A 23105-nucleotide genomic window follows, 5' to 3' on the forward strand; every position below is an offset into this window, starting at 1 on the left:
GCGGCGTGGGCCCAACCGCCTCCCTGACCTCGCTTCGCTCGGCCAGGGAACCCGGGCGGCGTGGGCCCAACCGCCTCCCTGACTGGGTCGCAGTTAACGTCGTTTTGAGCCCTCAAAACGGCACCTACTGCGACCCAGTTTGCGTTTGGATCCACAGCACGCACACAGCTTCGCGTCGCATCATGGAGTCATCAGTTCTTTGCTGCCCGCCCCTTCCGGTCCGGGGAGGAGCGGAGAAGGGATCAGGCCATGTCCACTATGACTCCGGGCGTCCGCACGGCCCTCATCGCGGGCGGTGTCGCCCTCGTTTTGGGTGGCGGCAGCGTGTCCACGGTGTGGGCCGCCGGCCAGATCATCCCTCTGTACACGGGCGCTTCGCCTGCGGCCATGGCTTCGCCTTCCCCCGGCGCACCATCGCCTGCCACCCCCTCGCCCGGCGGCTTCAGGCACCTCCCCGGACTGGACCACAGGTTCGCCGGCAGGGGGATCCACGGCGAGTTCACCGTGAAAAACGACGACGGCACCTTTACGACAATCCTGGCCCAAACCGGCGCCGTGCAGTCCGTCAGTGATTCCAACATCACCGTCAAGAGCGACGACGGCTTCACCCAGAGCTACGCGATCGCCTCCTCCACCTCCATCGCCAGGATCCCCGCCTCCCGAACGGGCACCGAGGGACGGAAGCCGCTACTTGAAACCATCAAGGCGTCCGAGCTGAAGGCCGGCGACACCGTCCGGGTTTCCGGCACGAAGAGCGGCACCATGGTCACGGCCACCCGCATCGTCGCGGGCACCTGGCCCGCTGGACTGGACAAAACCATGCCCAACAACACAACGCCCGGTGACCACGGGCGGCGGCACCGCGAAGGGGCCGGTGCCTAGCCCGCACTAGGACACGGCCCCCCCAGACAGGGGCGCGAGGCTCTTCGTGCCCCGCCAAAGACCTCTTGGCTGAAAAGCGATTTTTCCGCGTAGTTTCAATCATTATCTTGCAAACGTGCTCCGCGTCACTTATGGTTTGTTAAACGGTTAACGAGCGTGGCCTGAGTCACCGCACCACCCGGCCAACAGCCAAACCCAGCCAACAAGGAGAGCGCATGAACCAGACGACGGAAGCCGCCCCGGCCCTGCCGGCCGCCGGCAACGTCCCGGCCCATGCCGAAGGCCGCCCGAGCCCCGGAAAAGGAAAGCCCGCTAAGGCGTCGGCCCCCAGGACCCCGGCCGGCAAGCAGGGCTTCCGCTCCCGCCTGCGGCGCGACAAGCAGATGCTGCTGATGATGGTGCCGGGCATCGTGTTCCTGCTGCTGTTCTTCTACATCCCCATCCTTGGCAACGTCATCGCCTTCCAGGACTACCAGCCGTATCTGGGCATCGGCGACAGCCTGTGGGTCGGCTGGCAGAACTTCGTGGACCTGTTCGACAACCCGGACTTCCTGCAGGCCTTCTGGAACACCCTGTACCTGGCCGCCTGGCAGCTGGTCTTCCTGTTCCCGGTGCCGCTGGTCCTGGCCCTGATCGTGGACTCGCTGATCAGCGTCCGCATCCGCAGGGTCTTCCAAAGCATCGCCTACCTGCCGCACTTCCTGTCCTGGGTGCTGGTGATCGCGCTGTTCCAGCAGATGCTCGGCGGCGCCGGATTCATCAACAACTCCCTGCGCCAGTTCGGCCTGGACCCGATTCCGTTCATGACCAACCCGGAAACGTTCCCCGTGCTGGTGGTGGCCCAGATGATCTGGAAGGACGCCGGCTGGGCGATGATCATCTTCCTCGCCGCGCTGGCCAGCATCGACGCGTCCCTGTACGAAGCGGCAGCGGCCGACGGCGCCGGACGCTGGCGCCGCCTGTGGCACATCACGCTCCCGGGACTCCGCTCCGTAATTGTGCTGCTGCTCATCCTGCGGATCGGGGACATCCTCTCGGTCGGCTTCGAGCAGTTCATCCTGCAGCGGGACGCCGTGGGCGCGGGAGCGGCCGAAGTGCTGGACACCTTCACCTACTACACCGGCGTCGTCGGCGGCGGCTGGAGCTCCGGCGCCGCGGCCGGCCTGGCGAAGGGCGTGGTCAGCGCCCTGCTGATCTTCGCCGCCAACAAACTTGCCCACCGCTTCGGCGAGGACGGCATCTTCGCAAAGAAAGTCGGCTGAACATGACAACCACAGTTTCCCAAGCCAAACCCCGCCCCGACCGGAAATCCGGCCGCAAGCCGAAAGGCCGCAAGCCGAAGGAACTGAGCTACAACCCCAAGCGCCCCGTCTGGAAGGAACGGCCCTCGCCCCTCTACCAGACCATCAAGACCCTGGTCCTGGTGCTCTTCAGCGCCTCGATCATCGTGCCGATCCTGCTGGTGGTGTCCACCTCCCTGGCGGACAAGGACCAGCTCGCCAAGGCCGGCGGCTTCGTGCTCTGGCCCGAGCGGCCCACCCTGGAGGCCTACGAGACCATCTTCAACGGCCCCATGGTGTTGAACTCCCTGGGCGTCAGCGCCTTCGTCACGATCGTCGGCACCGTCCTGGCCCTGTTCGTCACCATCACCATGGCCTACGCCACGAGCCGGCCGGTGCTGTTCGGCCGCCCGGTGGTCCTCGCTGTGCTCTTCACCCTGCTGTTCGCCCCGGGCCTGATCCCGTCCTTCCTGATGATCAAGCAGCTCGGCCTGCTGGACAGCCTGTGGTCGCTGATCCTGCCCGGCATCTTCGGCGCCTTCAATTTCGTGGTGATGCGCTCCTTCTTCATGAACATCCCCCAGGAACTCATCGAAAGCGCCCGCATCGACGGCGCCAGCGACTGGACCATCCTGTGGCGGATCGTGCTGCCGCTGTCCAAGGCGGTGGTCGCCGTCGTCGGGCTGTTCTACGCGGTGGGCTTCTGGAATTCCTTCTTCAACGCCCTCCTCTACATCAACGACCACAGCAAATGGCCCATCCAGCTGCTGCTGCGCAACTTCGTGGTCCAAGGCTCGGGCGCCGCCGACGGTCTGGGGATCTCCTCGGTTCCGCCCAGCCAGTCCATCCAGATGGCCGTCGTGGTGGTGGCCCTGGTCCCGATCCTGATGGTTTACCCGTTCCTCCAGAAGCACTTCACCAAGGGCGTCCTCACCGGCGCGGTGAAGGGCTGAGTCTTACCGAGCTGTCCATACCCAGTTGAAAGGCATGAACACATGAGCGCACCAACCCTTAACCCGGGCTTCAGCCGCCGGGGCTTCCTCGGCCTGGCCGGCCTGGCGGTCACGACGGCGGGCCTCGCCGCCTGCGGTGGCGGCGGCACCTCCGGCGGCAGCGGCGGAGCGGCCGCGTCCGCCGGGGTCAAGCTCCCCACTTACAAGGAGTTCACCGGGGTCACCGCCGACCTCGCGGGCAACTCCAAGGGCCTGCAGGCGGCGTTCTTCAAGCTGCCCGAAGGCGTTACCTCGGTCAAGGAGGCCCCGCTCAAGGGCAAGGTCACGGGCTTGACCGAGACTTTCGAAACCATGAGCCCCGGTATGAAGGACAACCCCTTCTGGCAGCGCCTCAACGCCAAGCTCGGCGGCGAGCTGGAACTGCAGATCGCCGAGGACATCGGCGACGGCTACCCGGCCAAGTTCGCCACCGTCCTGGCCAGTGACGACCTGCCGGACATGATGTGGGTGCCGCCGAACCAGGGTATTCCCAACGTCGGCCCCATGCTGGAGGCGAAGTTCCAAGACCTCACCAAGTACCTCTCCGGCGACGCCGTCCTCGAGTACCCCAACCTTGCCGCACTGAAGCCGGACTCCTGGAAGACCGCCGTCGTGAACGGCAAGATCTGGGGCGCCCCGATCCCGAGCACCCCGTTCGGACAGATCATGTCCGGCCGCCGCGACGTGTGGGAGAAGGTGGGCGGCCTGAACGCGTCCTCGGCTGATGAATTCCTGGACAAGGCCAAGGAACTGACCCGGCCCGCGGAGCGCAAGTACGCCTTGGAACCGGCTTACGTGAACGTCCTGCACATGGTCACCGAATGGTTCGGCGCCCCCAACTCGTGGGCCGTCAACAGGGACCGTACCTTGACGCACCTGTTCGAGACCCCGGAGTATGCCGCCGGCGTCGAGTTCACGGCGAAGCTGTTCGCGGCCGGCGTCTTCTACCCGGACACGAACGTCCCGGACATCCGCAACCGCGTGGCCAACGGCAGCGTCGCGGGACAGGTGCTGGTGGGTCCGCACGACATCAAGGCCTACCGCGCCTTCAACAAGGACCAGGCCTTCGACATCCTGGTGCCCTTCAGCGCGGACGGCAAGGTCAAGCCCACCTACGACATGGGCTACGGCACGGTTGGCTTCACCCCGTTCAAGAAGGCCGACGAGGGCAAGATCCGCGAACTGCTGGCCCTGATCAACTATCTTTCCGCGCCGTTCGGCACCGTGGAGTACATGCAGAAGAACTTCGGCGAAGCCGGCAAGGACTACTCGCTGGACGCCAAGGGCAACCCGCAGCTCACCGAATCCGGCAGCAGCAACCTGCCGGGCCTGGTGTCCGCGCTGAACATCATGTCCAGCCCGGAGAACGTGGTCTTCAACCCCGGCTTCGACGACGACACCAGGTACGTCAACGAGCAGCAGAAGAAGCTTCTGGAGTTGGCCTGGCGCAACCCGACCAATGGCAGCTACTCGGACACCAACTCCAAGGTGGGCGCCAAGATCACCAAGCAGCTGCGGGACAAGGTGGTGGACATCATCACCGGGCGGGCCAAGGTGTCCGAGCTGGATGCCGCCGTCAAGCGCTGGAAGTCCGGAGGCGGCGATAAGATCCGCGACGAGTACCAGGCGGCACTGCCGTCCGACGTTCCGGTCTTCCGCGCCTAGGCAGCCACGACACGGCAGACTGGGGCTGCAAACACCTGAAGGGGGAAAGCATGGGCAGGACAGCAGGGAGCGGAATACGCCCGACCATCCGCATGGTCGCGGCGGAAGCAGGCGTCTCGACGGCGACGGTGTCCTATGTGATGTCGGGCCGGCGCGGCGAGGGCGGCCCGGGTGTTTCGGACATCACCGTGGAGCGCGTGCGCGCCGCGGCCGAACGGCTGGGCTACCGGCCCAACCAGGCAGCGCGGGCCATCCGCACCGGCAGGACCAATACTGTCATCCTGTCCCTGACCATGCTTTCGGACCCCTGGTCGTTGTCCGTGATCGAGGCCGTGCAGAAAACGGCGGCGCCCCTGGGGATCACGCCGCTGATCCTCGGCGATGCGGACTGGGTGAAAGTGCTCCAGAGCCACGATGCCGACGCGGTGTTCGTCGATGCCGTCACACCGGAGCAGCATGGGCCGCTGGAAAGCCTCGCCGCCCGCGGAACCACCCTGGTGGTGTTCGACGAACAACTCGAGGCCGCCGGTTTCGATGTCATCCGTTCCGTCGCCGGACCCGGCTGCACCCTCGCGGTGGAGCACCTGCTGGCCGCCCACCGCAAGGTGGGCTGCCTGGTGCCATCCCGGGAGGGCCGGCCCCCGGCCGGAAAGCGCTACGAGGCCTACACTTCCGCGCTCGCTGCGGCGGGCATCGGCCTGAATGAGGACTATGTGGGCGCCTTCGATGGCACCACGGCGGGGGCCTACGCGGCCACCATGCGGCTGCTCGGCCGCGACGACCGGCCCACCGCGTTGTATGCCACCACGGATTATGCCGCCGTCAGCGCCATCAACGCCGCGCAGCGGCTCGGGCTGACCGTCGGCCGTGACGTGGACATCATCGGCGTCGGCAACGCCATCGAAGGCGAGCGGATGTCGCCCTCCCTGAGCACCGTGGGTCCGGTGGACTTCTTCGAGCGGGTGGCGAGGTTGCTGCTCAAGAGGGCTGTCGACGGCGGCAGCACCCCCGCGGCGCCGCCCGCCGTCCTGGACTTCCCCTGGCAGCTCTTCGTCAGGGAATCGGCCCCGCACCGCAGCGAAACCAACAGACTTTACTGAGAACAGAAAGAAGCACGAAAACACATGGGAACCGAAGACATGAAGATCGGCGTGGTGGGCTTCGGCCTGCGCGCAGGGCTCTGGCGCCATGCGCACAAGCCGGGGCACGGCTCGGAGGTGACCATTGTCTGCGACACCAGTGAACGCGGCCGGGCCGACGCAGCCGCACGCATCCCCACCGCGAAGGTGACCGCCGAGCTCCAGGAACTGATCGACAGCGGAATCGACGCGGTCCTGGTGCTCACTCCGGACAACCAGCACGCCGCCGTCGCCGTCCGCACGCTCAAGGCAGGCATCCCCACCTTCTGCGAGAAGCCGCTCGACATCACCATCGAGGCCGCCGATTCGATCCTGCAAGCCGCCTACGAAAACGGCACCCGGCTCTACGTGGGCCACAACATGCGCCACATGCCCGTGGTGGTCCAGATGCGCGAACTCATCGAACAGGGCCGGATCGGCGAGGTCAAGGCCGTGTGGTGCCGGCACTTCGTGGGCCACGGCGGCGACTACTACTTCAAGGACTGGCACTCCGAGCGGAAGAACGTCACCTCGCTGCTGCTCCAGAAAGGTGCGCACGACATCGACGTCATCCACTGGCTGGCGAACGGCTACGCCAAGCGGGTGTCCGCCGTCGGCGAGCTCGCGGTGTACGGCGGCGTGACGGACCGCAGCGACAACAGCACCAAACGCATGGGCGAATGGTTCTCGCTGGAGAACTGGCCGCCCACCGAACAGCACGGGCTCGCCGAGCGGATCGACGTCGAGGACATCTCCATGATGAACATGGTCCTGGACAACGGAGTGCTCGCCTCCTACCAGCAATGCCACTTCACCCCGGACTACTGGCGGAACTACACAGTCATCGGCACCAAGGGCCGGATCGAGAACTTCGGCGACGGGCCGGGGGAGCGGATCGGCCTCTGGACCAAGCGCACCCCGGGATACGCCGAGCCGGACGAAACCGTCACCATCCAGGACGGCGAGGGCGGGCACGGCGGCGCGGATCCGCGCCTGATCGCCGAGTTCCTGCGTTTCGCCTCCGACGGCGGGCCGACGCAGACGTCGCCGGTTGCCGCCCGGCAGGCGGTGGCAGCCGGTGTGCTGGCCGCCGAGTCCCTGCGGGCCGACGGCGGTGCCCGGGACGTGCCGGCTCTCCCGGCCGGACTGGTGGAGTACTTCGAACGCGGCCAGCCGGCACCGGTCCCCAGCAACTGAGCTGCTGTCAGAGGCGGTGGTCAGTTCGGGGCAGACACCAGCTCGTCCACGACCTCCCGCAGCAGCTGCGCCACCCGCTGCACGGCGTGGCGCCTGGCGTTCTCGGGACGGATCAGCATGTCGATGCGGCGCCGGGTGGCGATGCCTTCGAGCGGCCGGAGGACCACGCCCTGCGAGAGCGCCGCGGCGGCGGCAGTGTGCCGGGGCAACAGACCCAGCACGCCGCTGCCGGCCACCACGGCCGCGACCGTGGCGTAGTCGTTGACGCGGTGGGCAATGTGCGGTGCCCGGCTCGCCACGGCGGCGACGGCGGCCAGCACATCCGCGGGGGAGTAGCCGGGGCGGCTGGAGACCCAGCTTTCGCCGGCGACGTCGGCGGGCGTCAGCGAGGCCTTGGCCGCCAGCGGGTGCCCCGCAGGAAGCGCGACGTCGAAGGGTTCCTCCGCCAGCGGCAGCACCAGGATCCGGTCCGTGGGCCAGTCCTCGCTGTGGGCCATGCGGTGCGCGAGCACGATGTCGTAGCGGGCGGTCAGGGCCGGGAACCCCTGCTGCGGGACGTCCTCGTCGGCCAGGCGCAGCCGCGGCACGCTGCCTGCACCTGAACTGCCGGTACCCGAACCGCCGGTACCCGGACCGCCGTCGCCAGTGCCGCCGTCGTTCCCTGCCGTGGCGGCGAGCCGTCCGGCCAACCGCCCGAAAATCGCCTGGCCGGCACTATGGAAAGCGCTGACGGACACGGTGCCGGCGGGGTCGTCGTGGTAGCCGCCGATCGCCGCGTGCGCGTCGGCCATGGCACGGATGACGGCCCCGCCGGCGTCGGCGAGCACCTGGCCGGCATCGGTCAGCACCAGGTTCCGGCCCTCCTTGCGGGTGAGCGGCACGCCGGCGCTGCGCTGGAGGAGGGTGAGCTGCTGGGACACGGCGGAGGGCGTGACCATCATGGCCTCGGCCACGGCCTTCACGCTGCCGAGTTCACCGAGTTCACGCAACACCTGAAGCTGGCGGACATCCATAAGCCAATCCTAAAGTGTGCAGCCGCTCGATGTAGGGCCACTGAATCCGGACAAGCGAACGTACAGTTGCGGCCCGCGAATCCGGGGCCGCAAGTGTACATTCGCGCTTTGGGGAGGGGCGCTTAGAGGCCGTTGCGGACGATCGTTCCCTGGGCGACGACGGCACGCACCTTTTCGAGGGCGGTTCCGTCGCCGAGCGGGTCGGCGTCGACCACCACGGCGTCGGCGAAAGCGCCGGGCACGAAGCGGCCGGCCTTGCCTTCCCAGTTGAGCAGGCGGGCGGCGTAGGTGGTTGCCGCGCGCAGCGCCTCGAGCGGGGACAGTCCGGCCTCGTTGAGCAGCCGGACTTCGGTGCCCAGCGGGGTGACGTCGTTGCCGAAGGAGTCGGTTCCGGCCACCACGGTGACACCGGCCTCGTGCGCGGCCAGGACGGCGGCTTTGTGGATCGGGGTGTACTCCTTGCCGCGGGCGGCGAGGATCGGATTCGACGAGGTGGCCATGCTGGAGATGGCGTCCATGGTGGGCGTGAAGCAGGTGCCGCGGCGGGCCATCTCGGCGATCGTCTTCTCCGAGACGAACACGCCGTGCTCGATGCTGCGGACCCCGGCGCGCACGGCCCCATCGATGCCCTCGGCGCTGTAGGCGTGGCAGAGGACGCCTGCGCCGCGGGCTGCCTTGACGATCGAGGAGATCTGCTCGTAGCCGTAGACCAGTTCCCGGGGGTCCTGTTCGGGCAGGCCGGCACGCGGGTTGGCGCGGGTCTTGATGACTTCGGCGCCGCGGGCGAGGTTGACCCGGGTGAGGTAGGCCAGGTCCTGGGCCTCGGTGATGCCGTTCCTGAGGGCTGCCAGCGGGGCAAGGTCCGGATCGGCCAGGATCGAATCGCCCTGCTCGGGGGAGATGAACAGGCCCGCGGGACGCATGCGCGGGGAAGCACCTGGCGCCCAGGCGGGGAGCGCGGCGAGGGCGATGTCCTGGTAGAAGCTGCTCGAGCCGCTGCGGACGGCCGTGACGCCGCCCTGCAGCAGGAGCCGGGCATCGGACAGGGCGTTGGCGTGGACGTGCACGTCCACCAGGCCCGGGACAACCCAGCGGCCGGTGGCGTCCAGCACGGTGGCCCGGTGCGCGACGGCGGCCGCGGCCTTGCGCGTGGCGTCGCGGGTCCCGACGGCGGCGACCTGGCCGCCGTCGAGCACCAGCACACCATCCGCCACGGCGTCTCCGGTCAGGGGGTCGACGACGGTGCCGCCTTCGATGATGACGGCACCGGGGACGGCCGGGCTGCCGGGATAGTTCGGGCCGGCGGGGCGCCCGTCGGCCCGGGCCGCCGGTGCCGAAGCGAGCTGGGCGGTGACGCCGGCCACGGAAATGCCGGCCAGGGCGGCGGCGCTGGCGAGGATTCCGCGGCGGGACGGGACGGCGGATGGGACAGCCGCGCTGCTGTGGTCATGCAAGCACATGGTTACTCCTGGGGACTCGGGGAAGCACTGTGGTGCCGGGTGGTACCCTTCACCATATTTGGTATACCAAAGCGCTTTCAAGCTCTTCCCTTGCCGCACAGTCCGCGATTCCGGACAGTGTAGCTTCAACTAAACTGTTGAGTGAGATACTTGAGCTTGTTCTAAGCCGTCTGAAGGCATGTAATGGGAGCCATGAAGGCTCTCTACAAGTCCGGCCCGCACGCCGGCTTCGAACTCGTTGACCGGCCCGAACCCGGGGCCGGTCCAGGCGACGTCAAGATCCGCGTGATGACCACCGGTATCTGCGGCACCGACCTGCACATCCAGTCCTGGGATGCCTGGGCGCAAAGCATCATCGAAACTCCGCTCATCGCAGGCCACGAGTTCTACGGCGAGGTCGTGGCCGTCGGCGAGGACGTCCGGGACGTCAAAGTCGGCGACAGGGTGTCCGGAGAAGGCCACGTGGTGTGCGGTATCTGCCGCAACTGCCGTGCCGGCCGCCGCCAGATGTGCATCCACACCGTGTCGGTGGGCGTGCAGCGCGACGGCGCCTTCGCCGAGTACGTCGTGATCCCGGAAACCAACGTCTGGGTACACCAGGACCCCTCGGTCACCCCGGAGCTTGGCGCCATTTTCGACCCCTTCGGCAACGCCGTCCACACCGCACTGAGCTTCCCCCTGGTGGGCGAGGACGTGCTCATCACCGGCGCAGGCCCCATTGGCCTGATGGCGATCGCCGTCGCCCGCCACGCCGGTGCCCGCAAGATCGCCATCACCGACGTCTCCGAGTCCCGGCTGGCCCTGGCCCGCAGCATGGGCGTGGACCTCGCCGTCGACGTCTCCAAGATGCGCATCAGCGAAGCCCAGAAGGAACTGGGCATGCGCGAAGGTTTCGATATCGGCCTGGAGATGTCGGGACATCCCACGGCCTTGCCTGAGATGATCGACAACATGAACCACGGCGGACGCATTGCCATGCTCGGCCTGCCCAGCCAGTCGATCGACATCGACTGGGGCAAGGTGGTCACCCACATGCTCACGCTCAAGGGCATCTATGGCCGCGAGATGTTCGAGACCTGGTATGCCATGAGTGCCATGCTCTCCTCCAACCCCGTGCTGCACCGCAACATCTCGGCCGTCGTCACGGACAAGCTGTCCGCCGCGGACTGGGAGAAGGGCTTCGAGATCGCCCGTGCCGGCACCGGCGGCAAGGTTGTCCTCGACTGGACCGAGCTGTAACCGGCCGGACTGCGACTGAACCGGACCCCGAACCCCACCGGACTCTAAGGAGACCATTTTGTACACCTCGATCAAGGACCAGCTCCAGGCCGAACTGGACGAGATCCGCGCCGCCGGACTCTTCAAGAGCGAACGCCACATCGATTCCCCGCAGGCCAGCCACATCGCCGCAGGCCCGCTCGGCGAACCATCCCGGCCGGTCCTGAACTTCTGCGCCAACAACTACCTGGGCCTGGCCGACCACCCGGAGATCATCGCCGCGGCCAAGTCCGCCATGGACGAGCGCGGCTTCGGCATGGCCTCCGTGCGCTTCATCTGCGGCACCCAGGACCTCCACCTGGAGCTGGAGAAGAAGGTGTCGGAATTCCTCGGCACCGAGGACACCATCCTGTTCTCCAGCTGCTTCGACGCCAACGGCGGCGTGTTCGAGTCCCTCTTCGGCCCTGAGGACGCCATCATCTCGGACGCACTGAACCACGCCTCGATTATTGACGGCATCCGCCTGAGCAAGGCCAAGCGTTTCCGCTACGCCAACCGGGACATGGCAGACCTTGAAGCCAAGCTCGTGGAGGCCGAAGGCTCCCGCCGCAAGATCGTCGTCACCGACGGCGTCTTCTCGATGGATGGTTACCTTGCCCCCCTGGCGGCCATCTGCGAGCTCGCCGAAAAGCACGACGCCCTGGTGATGGTGGACGACTCCCACGCCGTCGGCTTCATGGGCGCCACCGGTGCGGGCACTCCCGAACACGCCGGCGTCAGCAGCCGCGTGGACATCTACACCGGAACCTTCGGCAAAGCCCTCGGCGGCGCCTCCGGCGGCTACGTGTCCGGCCGTTCCGAGGTCGTCGCGATGCTGCGCCAGAAAGCCCGCCCGTACCTGTTCTCCAACTCCCTGGCCCCGGCCATCGTCGCCGCCACGATCAAGGCCCTCGAACTGGTCCAGGGCTCCGGCGAGCTGCGCACCCGGCTCTTCGACAACGCGGCCCTGTTCCGCCGCCGGATGACCGAGGAAGGCTTCGAACTGCTCGACGGCGAACACGCGATCGTCCCGGTCATGTTCGGTGACGCCGTGGCCGCCGCGAAAGTGGCCGCCGAGATGCTCGAACACGGGGTGTTCGTCACCGCCTTCAGCTACCCGGTGGTTCCGAAGGGTGCCGCCCGCATCCGGGTCCAGCTTTCCGCTGCCCACAGCCCGGAGGACGTCGAGGCCTGCGTGCAGGCCTTCGTGGCCAGCCGGGACGCGGTCAACAGCAGGGAAACCGCCACCGCAGGTGAAACCGCGGGGGCCTGAGTGCCATGATCCTGACCCTGCTTGGTGGCGGAGGTTTCCGGGTGCCGCTGGTCCATTCAGCATTGCTGAGGGACCGGCGGCCCGGCCGCGTCACTGAGCTGAGGTTGTTTGACCACGACGCCGGGCGGCTGGCCGTGGTGGCCAAGGTCCTGGAGGAGCAGGCGGCGGGCGTGCCCGGCGCACCCCGCGTCCGGCTGTTCACCGAGCTGGCCGGGGCCCTGCCGGGCACGGACTTCATCTTCTCCGCGATCCGGGTGGGCGGCATGGCCGGCCGGGCCGCCGACGAACGGATCGCCCTGGAACACGGCGTAATCGGCCAGGAAACCGTGGGCGCAGGCGGGATCTCCTATGCCCTGCGGACCATTCCGGTGGTGGTGGAGATCGCCCGGGCCGTCCGGAAACACGCCCCGCAGGCCTGGTTCATCAATTTCACCAATCCGGCAGGCATCATCACCGAGGTCCTGAACTCACTGCTCGGCGGGCACGTGGTGGGCATCTGCGATTCCCCGGCAGGGCTGGCCCGGCGCGCGCTGTGGGCGGCGGGGTTTCCCGGCCTGGACGTCTATGGCACCGGCGTCGGGATCGACTACGTCGGCCTGAACCACCTGGGCTGGCTGCGCGGGCTGACCGTCGACGGCGCGGACGTGCTGCCGGAGCTGCTCGCGGACGCGGACGCCGTCGAATCCTTCGAAGAGGGCCGGCTGTTCGGCGCCCCTTGGCTCCAGGCCCTCGGCGCGGTGCCCAACGAATACCTGCACTACTACTACTTCCGCCGGGAAAACCTGCTGGCCGAACAGGAAGCATCCCTCAGCCGCGGCGCCTACCTGTCCCGTCAGCAGGCGGCGTTCTACGCGGCCGGCGCCGGGGAACAGGCCGGGGGCTCCGCGCTGCAACTCTGGGAGCAATGCCGGCTGGACAGGGAACGGACGTACATGGCGGACAACCGTGACGCCGCCGGCACGTTCGAGCGGGACGCGACAGACCTGCAGGGCGGCGGCTACGAGGGTGTGGCCCTGGCGATCATGCGTGCGCTGGCGGGTTCAGCAGGCGCCGGCCCGGCAGCCGCTCAGGATGGCGCCGGCCCGGCAGCTGCTCAGGATGGCGCCGGGGAGACCCGCCTGATCCTCAATATGCCTAATGCGGGAACCTTGCCGGGGCTCGATGCCGACGCCGTCATCGAGGCGCCTTGCCTGGTGGGTGCGGACGGGATCCGGCTAATGCCCGCCGATCCGCTTCCGGGCTATGCCGCCGGCCTCGTCACCTCGGTCAAGGCGGTGGAGCGGGCTACGATCGAAGCGGCCCTGGGCGGTTCCCGCAGCGCGGCCTACCGTGCCCTGGCCATGCATCCGCTGGTCGATTCCGTGCGGGTGGCGCACGCCCTGCTGGACGCCTACACGGACCACTTCAAGGAGTTGGCCTACCTGCGCTGAAGCCGGGGCGCCGGGGCCGCGGGCCGGGCGCGGTGCCCCTGTCGGGAATCACCGTGCGGGCCTAGGATCGCTGCATGGGCAATGATGCAGCTACCGAAGTTTTGGACCCGCAGGAATGCTGGGAGCTCCTCCGGGGCGTGTCGGTGGGGCGCCTGGCCGTCTGGCTCGGCGACCGCCCGGACATCTTCCCGATCAACTACGCCGTCGACCACGGAAGCGTCGTCTTCCGAACCGGGGCCGGCACGAAACTCGAAGCAGCGCTCGGCGACTACCCGGTGGCCATGGAAGCCGACGGTGTCGACCCCGACACCGGCGTCGCCTGGAGCGTGGTGCTCCGGGGCAAGGCCGTGCCGTTGAAGAACATCGACGACGTCGTGAGCTCCTTCTCGATTCCGCTGTTTCCCTGGGAGGCCGGGCACAAGGACCACTTCGTGAGGATCCCCGCGGACTCGGTGTCCGGCCGGCGCTTCACCGTCACACCGCCGCTGACCTGGTGGACCCCCTACAGCGGCACCAGGCCGACCCGCGGGGAGTAGCCGCTGCCGTCGCGCGGAGTCCCCGGCTTTGGCAGGATGGGTTGATGGCCTCGAATTACGACGTAGTGATTGTCGGCGGCGGCATCGCCGGGCTCTCGCTCGCCTCCGCCCTCGCAGGAAACTGCTCCGTGGCGCTGGTGGAAGCGGAGCAGACCCTTGCCTACCACACCTCGTCCCGCTCGGCGCGGCAGCTGATCCCCAGTTACGGGCCCGCCGTCGTGCAGGAACTCACCGTCCGCACGCTGGAACTGATTGCGGAGCGCGACGCCGGGCTGGATGTTCCGGTGCTGACGCCGCGGGCGTTCATGATGGTAGGGGACGAAACGGACCTCACTGCCGCAGCGAGCGGCCACATGCGTCCGATTACCCACGACGAGGCCTTGGAACTCTGCCCCGTCCTCCGGCCGGAAAGCTTCACGCACGCGGGCCTGGATACCGGCTCCTTCGCCTGCAATGCCCCCGTGTTGTTGGAAGACCACCGCCGCCGGGCGGAAGCGGCCGGCGCTGACATCATCACCGGAGCCCGGGTGCATTCGGCCCAGCGGATCGGCTCCGCCTGGCAGCTCGGTGCCGGGACCGAGGGACTCGGCGCCGCCGTCGTGGTCAACGCGGCCGGTGCCTGGGCGGACGAACTTGCGGTGCTCAGCGGCGTGGAGAAGCTCGGGCTGCAGCCGTACCGGCGCACCGCGGCCGTCGTCGACGTCGAACGGTCCCTGGCGCCCGGAACCCCGATGGTGGCCGAGGCCGCGCACCGCTGGTATTTCCGGGCGGAGGACGGCCAGGTGCTGATCTCGCCTGCGGAGACCGTGCCCAGCGGGCCGGAGGACGCCAAGCCCCGCCCGGGGGACATCGAGGCACTCGTGGCGCGACTGAACTCGCTGACCACCTTGGGCATCCGCTCGGTGGACCGCGCCTGGACAGGCCTGCGTACCGAAGCCGCCGACGGCGTGCCGGTGGTGGGCTTCGATGCCGAGGCGCCGGGCTTCTTCTGGCTCGCCGGCCAGGGCGGCTACGGCTTCCAAACGTCCTCGGCGATCGCCGAACTGGCGGCCGCCGCGATCCTCGACACCTCCGGCAGCAGTCCGGTATCCCGGACACCGGCGGAGCTGGCGGCCACCCGCTGGTCCGTCCGCCGGTGAACAATTGATCCATGACTACGGGGTTCACGAGCGGGCACGCAAGTACACTGATCCACAACATCGGCGAACTGATGACCCAGGACGCCGGGCATCGCGTCCTGCGGGATGCCGCCGTCGTCATCGAGGGCGAACGGATCTCCTGGATCGGCCCTGCAGCGCAGGCGCCCGCCGCGGATGCCGCCGTCGACGCCGAAGGCCGCGCCGTGCTGCCCGGGTGGGTCGACTCGCACTCGCACCTGGTCTTCGCCGGCGACCGCACCGCCGAATTCGAAGCCCGCATGGCCGGGGAGAGCTACAGCGCCGGCGGCATCGCCGTCACCATGGGCGCCACCCGGGCCGCCAGTGAGGAGGAGCTGACAGGACTCACCGCCGGGCGCGTGGTCGAGGCCGTCTCGCAGGGCACCACCTACCTGGAGAGCAAGACCGGCTACGGGCTGGACGTGGAGAACGAGGCCCGCAGCGCCCGGATCGCCGCCGCCACCGTCGACGAAGTCACCTACCTTGGCGCCCATCTGGTGCCGGCCGGCATCGACCCCGAGGAATATACGGACCTCGTCTGCGGTCCCATGCTCGACGCCGTTCTGCCCTATGTGCGCTGGGCCGACGTGTTCTGCGAACGCGGTGCCTTCACCGAGGAGCAGTCGCGCCGCGTCCTCACCGCCGCCCGCAACGCCGGGCTCGGCCTGCGCGTCCACGGCAACCAGCTCGGTGAGGGCCCGGGCGTGCAACTGGCGGTGGAGTTCGCCGCCGCCAGCGTGGACCACGTGAACTACCTCTCCGACGCCGACATCCAGGCGCTCGCCGGGACCTGGTCCGGCTGGGACGCTGCCAGCGGCACCGGCATCCGCGGCACCGTGGCCACCTGCCTGCCCGCCTGCGACCTCTCCACCCGCCAGCCGCTGGCCCCGGGCCGCGAACTGATCGACGCCGGCGTGCAGATCGCGCTTGCCGCCAACTGCAACCCGGGCACCTCCTACACCAGCTCCATGGCCTTCTGCGTCACCACGGCCGTGCTGCAGATGCGCCTGAGCGTCCACGAGGCCGTCCGGGCCGCCACCTACGGCGGCGCCCTGGCCTTGGGCCGGGAGTCCGGCAAGGATGCCGACGGCGAACGCGCGGTGGGCTCGATCGCCGTCGGGCACCGTGCGGACCTGCACATGCTCAAGGCACCGTCCGCCACGCACCTCGCCTACCGTCCCGGCATCCCGATGACGCACGCCGTCTGGCGTGCCGGCGTGCGCGAGGTCTGAGCTTTCCGCAACGCGGGGTCACTTACGGCCCATTCCGATGCCTCGGATAGGCCGTAAGTGACCCCGCGTTGGCCTTATGATCGGCCGGACCGTGCGCGGACCGCGGCGCCGGCGCACAGCACCACCGCCAGGCCGCCGGCTACCGTGGTCCAATCCAGCCTCTCGCCGAGCAGCAGGCTTGCCCAAGCGATGGTCATGACGGGCTGGACCAGCTGGACCTGGCTGACCTGGGCCATGGGCCCGATGGCCAGGCCGCGGTACCAGGCGAAGAAGCCCAGGAACATGCTGACTACTCCGAGGTAGGCAAAGGCGGCCCACTGCGCGGGAGTGGCGGACAGGTGTTGCTGAGTGGCCGGAAGAAGGATTGCCAGCACCGCCATCAGGGGCGACACCAGCACGAGTGCCCAGGAAATGGTCTGCCAGGCACCGAGCTCGCGCGCCAGCAGGCCACCTTCCGCATAGCCGACCGCGCACGTGGCCACAGCACCGAAGAGCAGCAGATCGGTCCAGTGCAGCGAAGCGAAGCCGCCGGCCTGGACCGACGCGAAGCCGATGGCCGCCAGGGCGCCCACGGCCGTCATTGCCCAGAAGGACCGCGGCGGGCGCTCCCTGCCGCGAAGCACGGCCGTCATGGCCGTGACGGCCGGAAGCAACGCGATCACCACCGCGCTGTGGCCCGCCGGTGCGGCGGTGAGCGCGAAGGTCGTGAGGAACGGAAAGCCGACGACGACGCCGCCCGCCACTACTGCCAGGCGTGCCCATTGCGTGCCGCGGGGGAGCCGCTGCCGGGTGAGTGCCAGGGCGAGGGCTGCGAGGAGCGCTGCCACGACGGCACGCCCGGACGCGACGAACAGCGGCGGCAGCCCGCCGACGGCCACTTTCGTGAAGGGAACGGTGAAGGAGAAGGCCGCCACACCGAGCAGTCCCCACCACAGCCCCGACGCCGGGCGGCGCTCCCGCGGCTCCGGAGGGTGTAGACCGGTGGATGCCTGCTCCGATACCGCTTGGGCGGGAATTACAGTAGCGCTACTATTGTCTCTCATGAACAACGATAGCAGTTCGCGGATCGCCGCACGCCTGCGGGAATGGATTTCCGGGGCGCCTCCGGGATCCAGGCTGCCATCCACCAGGGCCTTGGTGGCCGAGTACCAGGCCAGCCCGGTGACCGTGCAGAAGGTGCTGCGTGCACTGGCCACGCAGGGCCTGATCGAAAGCCGCCCCGGGGTGGGCACCTTCGTCCGCGAGGTGCGGACGGCCCGGCCTTCGGACTACGGCTGGCAGACGGCGGCCCTGCGCTCCCCGCAGGCCCGGTTGAGGCCGTTGTCCGCGGCCATGCGCACGGCGCCCAACGACGTCATTGCGTTCCACTCCGGCTACCCGGACCGGGAGCTCCTGCCCGAGCGCCTGGTCCGGGCCGCCCTGACCCGCGCGGCCAGGGGCGACGCGGCCCTGCTCCGCCCGCCCGCTGCAGGGCTGCCCGAACTGCAATCCTGGTTCGCGCAGGAGCTGCGCGGATCCACACCGGCGGGCGTCAACCCGCCCACACCCTCCGACGTGATCGTGCTGCCTGGAACCCAGAGCGGGCTCAGTTCGGTCTTCAGGGCCCTGGTGGCCGGCCGGCAGGCCCTGCTGATGGAGTCGCCGTCGTACTGGGGCGCGATCCTGGCCGCGGCGCAGGCGGGCGTCAACGTGGTTCCCGTACCGAGCAGTCCCGAGGGACCCGAGCCGGAGGAACTCGAGCGCGCCTTCCGGGAGAGCGGGGCCCGGGTGTTCTACGCCCAGCCGAACTACGCCAACCCGAGCGGGGCGCAATGGTCCGCGCGGCGTGCGGAAGAGGTGCTGGAGGTGGTGCGGCGGAACGGCGCCTTCCTGGTGGAGGACGACTGGGCCCACGACTTCGGCATCACTTCCGATCCCGAGCCGCTCGCCTCCCGGGACGACTCCGGCCACGTGGTCTATCTCCGCTCGCTGACGAAAAGCGTGTCCCCGGCGATCAGGGTGGGGGCCGTCGTCGCCCGCGGTCCGGCGCGTGATCGGATCCTGGCCGCCCAGGGCGCCGAATCGATGTACGTCAGCGGGCTGCTGCAGGCCGCGGCGCTCGACGTCGTCACGCAGCCCGGCTGGCAGACCCACCTGCGCGGACTCCGCCACCAGCTCCAGGTCCGCCGGGACCTGCTCGCCACCAGCCTGCGCGAGCACGTGCCGCAGGCCCACCTCGGGCTGCTTCCGAAAGGCGGGCTGAACCTGTGGGCCCGGCTGCCGGACGGCACGGACGTGGACCGGCTCGCCCGGGGCTGCGAGGCCGCCGGGGTCCTCATCGCTCCGGGCAACGAATGGTTTCCCGCAGAGCCTGCCGGCCCGTTCATCCGGCTCAACTACGCCGGCCCGAACCCCGGCGCCTTCCCGGAAGGGGCGAGGCTCATCGGCCAGGCACTGCAACAGGCGCTGGCGTAGAAACGGGGGACGGCCACCAACACAACGCGGGGTCACTTACGGCCCATTCCGATCGCTCGGATGGGCCGTAGCTGACCCCGCGTTGATTCAGGAACAGGTGAATTTGGCGTCCGCCCAGTCGGCGTGGTCGTTGCCGTTGCCGTCACCGGCGTCGTCGGCCACCAAGTCCACGTAGCGCGCTCCGCTGACATCCACCGTGAGCGGAAGCGGGGCGCTGGCCGGGCCGAGGACCGGCGTGGTGGCCTTCGTGGTGCCGTCGGCCGCCACGGAGAACCTCACACTGCCACGCGTGGCCTGGGCATCGTCGATGCCCACCACTGCGGTGAAGGTGGTGCAGTAGCCGCCAAGGTAGTAGCGGATGGTGCTGTTGGCGTGGGCACCCAGGCCCTTGGCGAAGACGGTGCCGTTGAGCGTGAGCGGCCTGCCGTCCCCGCTGCCCTGCTCACCGTTGGACATGTCCTTCTCCACCGGACCCCAGCCGTTGCTGGCGCTCACCCAAGGATGGTCGCTGGCGAACACCGTGGCCTGCGGCGGCTTGGGCAGGGTGCGGACCATAGCGGTGGTGCTGATCGTGCGTCCGCCCACGGGGTCCGTGCCGGTGGTATAGCGGGCCGTCGCCGTGATGGGGTAGGCGCCGTCTGCAGAAGCCGGGGCGGTCAGTTTCCAGGTAGTGGCCAGGCGGCCGCCTGCAGCAAGGGTTGCGGCCGTGCCCGGCGTCGCGGGGCTGGCGGTCCAGCCCTCGGGAAGGGCCAGTTCGACGGACAGGTCCTTGATGTCCGCGGGCTCGTCGGAGACGAAGGTCGTCACGAAATCCTGCGCCTTGCCCTGTTCGATCACATCCGCCTGGAGCTTGGCGCCCAGTCGGGCACAGGCAGGGACTGCGTCGGACGCGCCGAGGTCTTCCACCAGGAAATTGTCCAGGGTGAAATCGGAACCGCTGGGGCTGCCGCTGCGCTGCAGCCCCACGAAGTAGTCCCCGCAGAACCCGGCATCGAGCACATGCTCAAAGCGCGCCGTCGAGGTCTGCTCGCCGACCGGCTGGATTCCGGTGACGGCGGGTCCGGCCTGGGAGTCGTAGCCGGAAACCCAGGAGTACTGGCCGGCCTTGGAATTCTGGTAGTCGAAGGAAACCCGGTATTTGTGGCCCGCGGTAAACGGCACGGTAGCCGCCGTGGTGCGGTAGACCATCCCCGGTCCGCCGTTCGGGGCACGGTTCTCGTCGTGTGCGATCAGGGACCAGTTGCCGTCCAGGACCTCGTCGATCACGTTCTTGTCCCAGCCCTTCTGGGTGAACGGCGCGTGGCGTTCCGTGATGTGCGTGCGCGGGTCGGTGCTGCCGCCGGCGTCGCCCTTCACGAAGGGACCCCAGCCTTGGTCGACGTCCTCGAAGTTCTCGGCAAGCACTCCGCGCGTGGCCACCCGGGATGTCTTGACCGCGCGGAAGTCGTCCAGCCTGACCTTGGCGGTTCCTTCTCCTGCGGCCACGCTCACGACGGGTCGGACCCCGTTCTGCGGGATGTCCACCAGGACCCGGAAGCGCTGGAAACGGGTGCCGGTCTTTTCATCCGCTGCCACATAGTTCTGCGCAGTGGAGCTGTCGATCGTGAGGCTTTGGCTCGTACCGCCAGGGACGTCCACTTTCAAGGTGACGGGGCGTTTCTTCCCGGCCTCGATCTCCACGTAGGCGCTGATCGAAGAAGTGCCCGCCTGGAACGGCAGAAGCGTCTGGGAAAGCGACGGGGTGCCCGCGCCGAGTTCGGCGTAGCGGCGGCCCTTGGCATCGCGGACGATCGAGGCCGCGCCCTTCGGGCTCCACTTGGCCAGGTCCGCGGCGTTGAAGCCGGGGTCCTTGAAGCGGGTGCCTTCGCCGAAGGAAGGAACGGCGGGCAGGCTCACGGCCGCGGCATCGGCGGTCAGCACATAAGGCTGGCCGGCGTCGGCGGTGAGCGTGACCTGGCCCCCGGTCACCGGAATCTCGGCCACCTTGACCCGCCCGGCGTCGGTGAGCTTGAACTGCTGCAGTTTCGTGGCACCGGCGAAGGCGCCGGTGAGCGTCCAGGTGCTGCTGCCGCCGGACGGGCTGTAGTGGTAGAGCTTGTCCTGCGCTCCGCCGGTCTTCGAAGCCCAGGGGAGCAGGTAGCTGCCGCCGTGCAGCACAGACACTCCGTCAATGGTGATGTTGCGTTCGGCCGGGGTGTTCCCGGTGACGGCCACGCCGCCGGCCAGGTCGATCCGGTCCTGGGTCCACCTGGTGATCTCGTGGTGTTGCAGGAACTTGGCGGGAAGGTTGGATTCCCAGATGTTCCTGGAGAAGGCGTTGTAGTCGTTCTGGCCCGTCCAGCCTTCGAACTCCACGATGTGGCTGACGCCCAGCTTCGGGTCCGGATTCCAGACGTCGGATTGGGTGTTGTTGATAAAGCGCAGGATCCGGGAGTTGATGCCCTTGTTGCTGCTGCCGCCGTAGTTCTCGTCGTTGGCCCAGTGCGACCAGGTGTTGTTGCGGGAAAGTTTGTCCGCCCATTCCGAGCCCACGCGGAAGCCGTTCTTGACCAGTTCCTGCTGGAGCCGTTCGGCCAGCCAGCCGTATTCGTAATAGACGTCGACGTAGGCGAAATCGAGGTTGTCGTCCGTGGCGTCGGCCAGTTCCTTGACCCGCTGGGCCAGCTTCCCGGAGGTGATGTCGTGCCGCTGGTTGATGTAGTAGGACTGGTCAAGCCAGTTCCAGCCCAGCGACTTGTTGGCCGTCAGCAGGTCCTCGGCGAAGGATTTTGCCTCCGGGTAGATCTCCGTGGCGTTGATGTGGACGCCGAATTTGGCGTTCCAGTCCTTGCCCGCGGAGACGAGTTTGTTCAGGTCTGTCAGGCCGCCGGCGCGGGTGTTGAAGTTGTTGCCGTAATCCGTGTTGGCGGAGTCGTGGCCTTCGGAGGTGTAGCCCTTGAGCATGGCCACCTGGCCGAGGCCGTCGGTGGCCAGGGCGATCCGCTTCACGTCGTCCAGCGTGCGCAGGAACGGGTGGGTGGCCTGCGAAGCGAAGTTGAACGGGATATGGGTGACCACGTTGTCCGGGGTCTGTTCGCCTTTGTTGGCCTTGACCTGGATGGAACGCATGGCGATGGCGGCGTCCTGCCAGTCCACCGCGCCGTCCGCGTTGGCGTCCGTGGTGATGGCCACCCGGGTCCAGGGGAGCTCCTCGGTGGTGCCGGAGCCTGCGGCCCGGTAGAGCCACTGGCCGCTCGCGATTCCCATGCGGACGGTGCCGCCGTCGTTTACGGCCTGCCGCCAGAACCGTCCTTGGTCCTTGCTGCCGGGCCCGGACGAGGTGTCATACAGGGCGTTGGATTCCATGGCGGCCGCGAGCTCTGAGGTGTTGGCGAGGGCGGAGGCAGAGCTCCTGGGGGCCGCGTCCGGGGGAGTGGCGGAGGTGACGGGGGTGAACAGGTCACCGCTCTTGGCGCGGTCCACCGAGAGATTGGCAGTGGACACCTGCGCACCCGGCTGTGCCGACGTCACGGAGACCAAATTGAGTTTGGGCAACTGCAGGGTGTGGACCTGGAAGTCCGCCGAGTCGTGGATGGCGGTGACGTTGAAGGACACCACGTTGCCCGCGACGGCCAGCCGGGCATCGATGGTGGTGTTGCCGAAGTCCGGCAGGGTGAGGACGTAGTCCATGGTGTTGCCGGCCGACTTCGACGACGTGGCGGAGACCCGCTGTTCGGTGCCGTTGACGGTGATGGCGGACAGCCTGCCGGGAGTTCCGTCCAGCCGGGCCCGGCTGGCTACATCGGTGTAGCCCAGGACCTGAGGAAAGGACGTGGAGACATCCACGGCGAGGGTTCCGGAGCTCAGGGTCTCCGTTCCGGCCAGGGCCTCCGGACCGGCTGCGGTTTCGGCCGCGGCGGGGACGGCGGCGCCGAAGCCGAGGGAGCCGGCTGCGACGACGCAGGCGAGGCTTAACCCGGCGAGGCGTTGCGGGGATGACAAGCGGGGCATAGTGCTCCTTCTTGATTTTTCCTTGTGAACATCGGTCATGTTCTTGCGGACGGCTCCACTCTGCGCCATGCGAACACAAAATGACAATAGCTGAGCAAAAAGTCTCTTTTTAAAACAAAAAGGAACAGAGCCGTGGGGAATCAACCGTTTGATCACCGGCCGGGCCCGG

17 protein-coding genes are annotated in these 23105 nt (G+C 68.3%); 13 read left to right on the plus strand and 4 right to left on the minus strand.

Annotated features, from left to right (window positions below; genetic code table 11):
• Nucleotides 1–249 precede the first annotated feature (249 nt).
• From DWV11_RS05985 to DWV11_RS06010, 6 genes are all read left to right on the plus strand, one after another.
• Nucleotides 250–882 (plus strand): hypothetical protein, encoded by a 633-nt coding sequence (locus DWV11_RS05985; RefSeq protein ID WP_136017885.1) that lies wholly within the window; start codon nucleotides 250–252, stop codon nucleotides 880–882.
• A 215-nt stretch (nucleotides 883–1097) separates the two neighbouring features.
• On the plus strand, nucleotides 1098–2144 hold the full coding sequence (locus DWV11_RS05990) for an ABC transporter permease (protein ID WP_115787980.1): 1047 nt from the start codon (nucleotides 1098–1100) through the stop codon (nucleotides 2142–2144).
• 2 nt (nucleotides 2145–2146) lie between these two features.
• Nucleotides 2147–3115 (plus strand): carbohydrate ABC transporter permease, encoded by a 969-nt coding sequence (locus DWV11_RS05995; RefSeq protein ID WP_115787981.1) that lies wholly within the window; start codon nucleotides 2147–2149, stop codon nucleotides 3113–3115.
• Nucleotides 3116–3157: 42 nt separating this feature from the next.
• Nucleotides 3158–4819, plus strand: coding sequence for a type 2 periplasmic-binding domain-containing protein (locus DWV11_RS06000; protein ID WP_115787982.1), 1662 nt, complete (start codon nucleotides 3158–3160; stop codon nucleotides 4817–4819).
• A gap of 50 nt (nucleotides 4820–4869) precedes the next feature.
• The gene (locus DWV11_RS06005) at nucleotides 4870–5919 is read left to right on the plus strand and encodes a LacI family DNA-binding transcriptional regulator (RefSeq protein WP_115787983.1); all 1050 of its coding nucleotides are present in this window, start codon (nucleotides 4870–4872) and stop codon (nucleotides 5917–5919) included.
• A 24-nt stretch (nucleotides 5920–5943) separates the two neighbouring features.
• Nucleotides 5944–7134 carry a Gfo/Idh/MocA family protein gene (locus DWV11_RS06010; protein WP_115787984.1) on the plus strand — a complete coding sequence of 397 codons (1191 nt, stop codon included), beginning with the start codon at nucleotides 5944–5946 and terminating at the stop codon, nucleotides 7132–7134.
• A gap of 20 nt (nucleotides 7135–7154) precedes the next feature.
• Here DWV11_RS06010 and DWV11_RS06015 read toward each other — a convergent pair whose 3' ends face one another.
• Together DWV11_RS06015 and DWV11_RS06020 are read right to left on the minus strand one after the other, a co-directional pair.
• Nucleotides 7155–8147, minus strand: coding sequence for a LysR family transcriptional regulator (locus DWV11_RS06015; protein WP_115787985.1), 993 nt, complete (start codon nucleotides 8145–8147; stop codon nucleotides 7155–7157).
• Nucleotides 8148–8269: 122 nt separating this feature from the next.
• Nucleotides 8270–9607: an amidohydrolase family protein gene (locus tag DWV11_RS06020; protein ID WP_115787986.1), complete on the minus strand. Its 1338-nt coding sequence runs from the start codon at nucleotides 9605–9607 to the stop codon at nucleotides 8270–8272.
• A 192-nt stretch (nucleotides 9608–9799) separates the two neighbouring features.
• Here DWV11_RS06020 and tdh point away from each other — a divergent pair, with 192 nt between their 5' ends.
• From tdh to hutI, 6 genes are all read left to right on the plus strand, one after another.
• Entirely contained in the window at nucleotides 9800–10846 is a 1047-nt protein-coding gene (tdh, locus tag DWV11_RS06025) for an L-threonine 3-dehydrogenase (RefSeq protein WP_115788106.1), read from the plus strand.
• Between the two features lie 58 nt (nucleotides 10847–10904).
• Nucleotides 10905–12137: a glycine C-acetyltransferase gene (locus tag DWV11_RS06030; protein ID WP_115787987.1), complete on the plus strand. Its 1233-nt coding sequence runs from the start codon at nucleotides 10905–10907 to the stop codon at nucleotides 12135–12137.
• Between the two features lie 5 nt (nucleotides 12138–12142).
• Nucleotides 12143–13567, plus strand: coding sequence for a family 4 glycosyl hydrolase (locus tag DWV11_RS06035; protein WP_115787988.1), 1425 nt, complete (start codon nucleotides 12143–12145; stop codon nucleotides 13565–13567).
• A 74-nt stretch (nucleotides 13568–13641) separates the two neighbouring features.
• On the plus strand, nucleotides 13642–14103 hold the full coding sequence (locus DWV11_RS06040) for a pyridoxamine 5'-phosphate oxidase family protein (protein WP_115787989.1): 462 nt from the start codon (nucleotides 13642–13644) through the stop codon (nucleotides 14101–14103).
• A 44-nt stretch (nucleotides 14104–14147) separates the two neighbouring features.
• Nucleotides 14148–15242 carry an NAD(P)/FAD-dependent oxidoreductase gene (locus DWV11_RS06045; RefSeq protein ID WP_115787990.1) on the plus strand — a complete coding sequence of 365 codons (1095 nt, stop codon included), beginning with the start codon at nucleotides 14148–14150 and terminating at the stop codon, nucleotides 15240–15242.
• 11 nt (nucleotides 15243–15253) lie between these two features.
• On the plus strand, nucleotides 15254–16492 hold the full coding sequence (hutI, locus tag DWV11_RS06050; protein ID WP_115787991.1) for an imidazolonepropionase: 1239 nt from the start codon (nucleotides 15254–15256) through the stop codon (nucleotides 16490–16492).
• A gap of 74 nt (nucleotides 16493–16566) precedes the next feature.
• Here hutI and DWV11_RS06055 read toward each other — a convergent pair whose 3' ends face one another.
• Entirely contained in the window at nucleotides 16567–17535 is a 969-nt protein-coding gene (locus tag DWV11_RS06055; RefSeq protein ID WP_115787992.1) for a DMT family transporter, read from the minus strand.
• On the opposite strand from DWV11_RS06055, the gene DWV11_RS06060 reads away from it, so the two are divergent.
• Nucleotides 17534–18946 (plus strand): aminotransferase-like domain-containing protein, encoded by a 1413-nt coding sequence (locus DWV11_RS06060; RefSeq protein ID WP_115787993.1) that lies wholly within the window; start codon nucleotides 17534–17536, stop codon nucleotides 18944–18946. The genes DWV11_RS06055 and DWV11_RS06060 overlap by 2 nt on opposite strands.
• A gap of 87 nt (nucleotides 18947–19033) precedes the next feature.
• Here the strand turns inward: DWV11_RS06060 and DWV11_RS06065 are convergent, their stop codons facing one another.
• Nucleotides 19034–22936 (minus strand): endo-alpha-N-acetylgalactosaminidase family protein, encoded by a 3903-nt coding sequence (locus DWV11_RS06065; RefSeq protein WP_115787994.1) that lies wholly within the window; start codon nucleotides 22934–22936, stop codon nucleotides 19034–19036.
• Nucleotides 22937–23105: the final 169 nt, after the last annotated feature.

Origin of the sequence: Arthrobacter silvisoli (assembly GCF_003369445.1) — a bacterium.
Classification (GTDB): Bacteria; Actinomycetota; Actinomycetes; order Actinomycetales; family Micrococcaceae; genus Arthrobacter; species Arthrobacter silvisoli.

Excerpts from the sequence above, each read along its gene's own strand:
- DWV11_RS05995 (WP_115787981.1), top strand. The coding sequence starts at position 2,147 with ATGACAACCACAGTTTCCCAAGCCAAACCCCGCCCCGACCGGAAATCC.
- DWV11_RS06060 (WP_115787993.1), top strand. The coding sequence starts at position 17,534 with ATGAACAACGATAGCAGTTCGCGGATCGCCGCACGCCTGCGGGAATGG.
- hutI (WP_115787991.1), top strand. The coding sequence starts at position 15,254 with ATGACTACGGGGTTCACGAGCGGGCACGCAAGTACACTGATCCACAAC.
- DWV11_RS05985 (WP_136017885.1), top strand. The coding sequence starts at position 250 with ATGTCCACTATGACTCCGGGCGTCCGCACGGCCCTCATCGCGGGCGGT.
- DWV11_RS06065 (WP_115787994.1), bottom strand. The coding sequence starts at position 22,936 with ATGCCCCGCTTGTCATCCCCGCAACGCCTCGCCGGGTTAAGCCTCGCC.
- DWV11_RS06045 (WP_115787990.1), top strand. The coding sequence starts at position 14,148 with ATGGCCTCGAATTACGACGTAGTGATTGTCGGCGGCGGCATCGCCGGG.
- DWV11_RS06040 (WP_115787989.1), top strand. The coding sequence starts at position 13,642 with ATGGGCAATGATGCAGCTACCGAAGTTTTGGACCCGCAGGAATGCTGG.
- DWV11_RS06020 (WP_115787986.1), bottom strand. The coding sequence starts at position 9,607 with ATGTGCTTGCATGACCACAGCAGCGCGGCTGTCCCATCCGCCGTCCCG.
- DWV11_RS06010 (WP_115787984.1), top strand. The coding sequence starts at position 5,944 with ATGGGAACCGAAGACATGAAGATCGGCGTGGTGGGCTTCGGCCTGCGC.
- DWV11_RS06035 (WP_115787988.1), top strand. The coding sequence starts at position 12,143 with ATGATCCTGACCCTGCTTGGTGGCGGAGGTTTCCGGGTGCCGCTGGTC.
- DWV11_RS06000 (WP_115787982.1), top strand. The coding sequence starts at position 3,158 with ATGAGCGCACCAACCCTTAACCCGGGCTTCAGCCGCCGGGGCTTCCTC.
- DWV11_RS05990 (WP_115787980.1), top strand. The coding sequence starts at position 1,098 with ATGAACCAGACGACGGAAGCCGCCCCGGCCCTGCCGGCCGCCGGCAAC.
- DWV11_RS06015 (WP_115787985.1), bottom strand. The coding sequence starts at position 8,147 with ATGGATGTCCGCCAGCTTCAGGTGTTGCGTGAACTCGGTGAACTCGGC.
- DWV11_RS06005 (WP_115787983.1), top strand. The coding sequence starts at position 4,870 with ATGGGCAGGACAGCAGGGAGCGGAATACGCCCGACCATCCGCATGGTC.
- tdh (WP_115788106.1), top strand. The coding sequence starts at position 9,800 with ATGAAGGCTCTCTACAAGTCCGGCCCGCACGCCGGCTTCGAACTCGTT.
- DWV11_RS06055 (WP_115787992.1), bottom strand. The coding sequence starts at position 17,535 with ATGAGAGACAATAGTAGCGCTACTGTAATTCCCGCCCAAGCGGTATCG.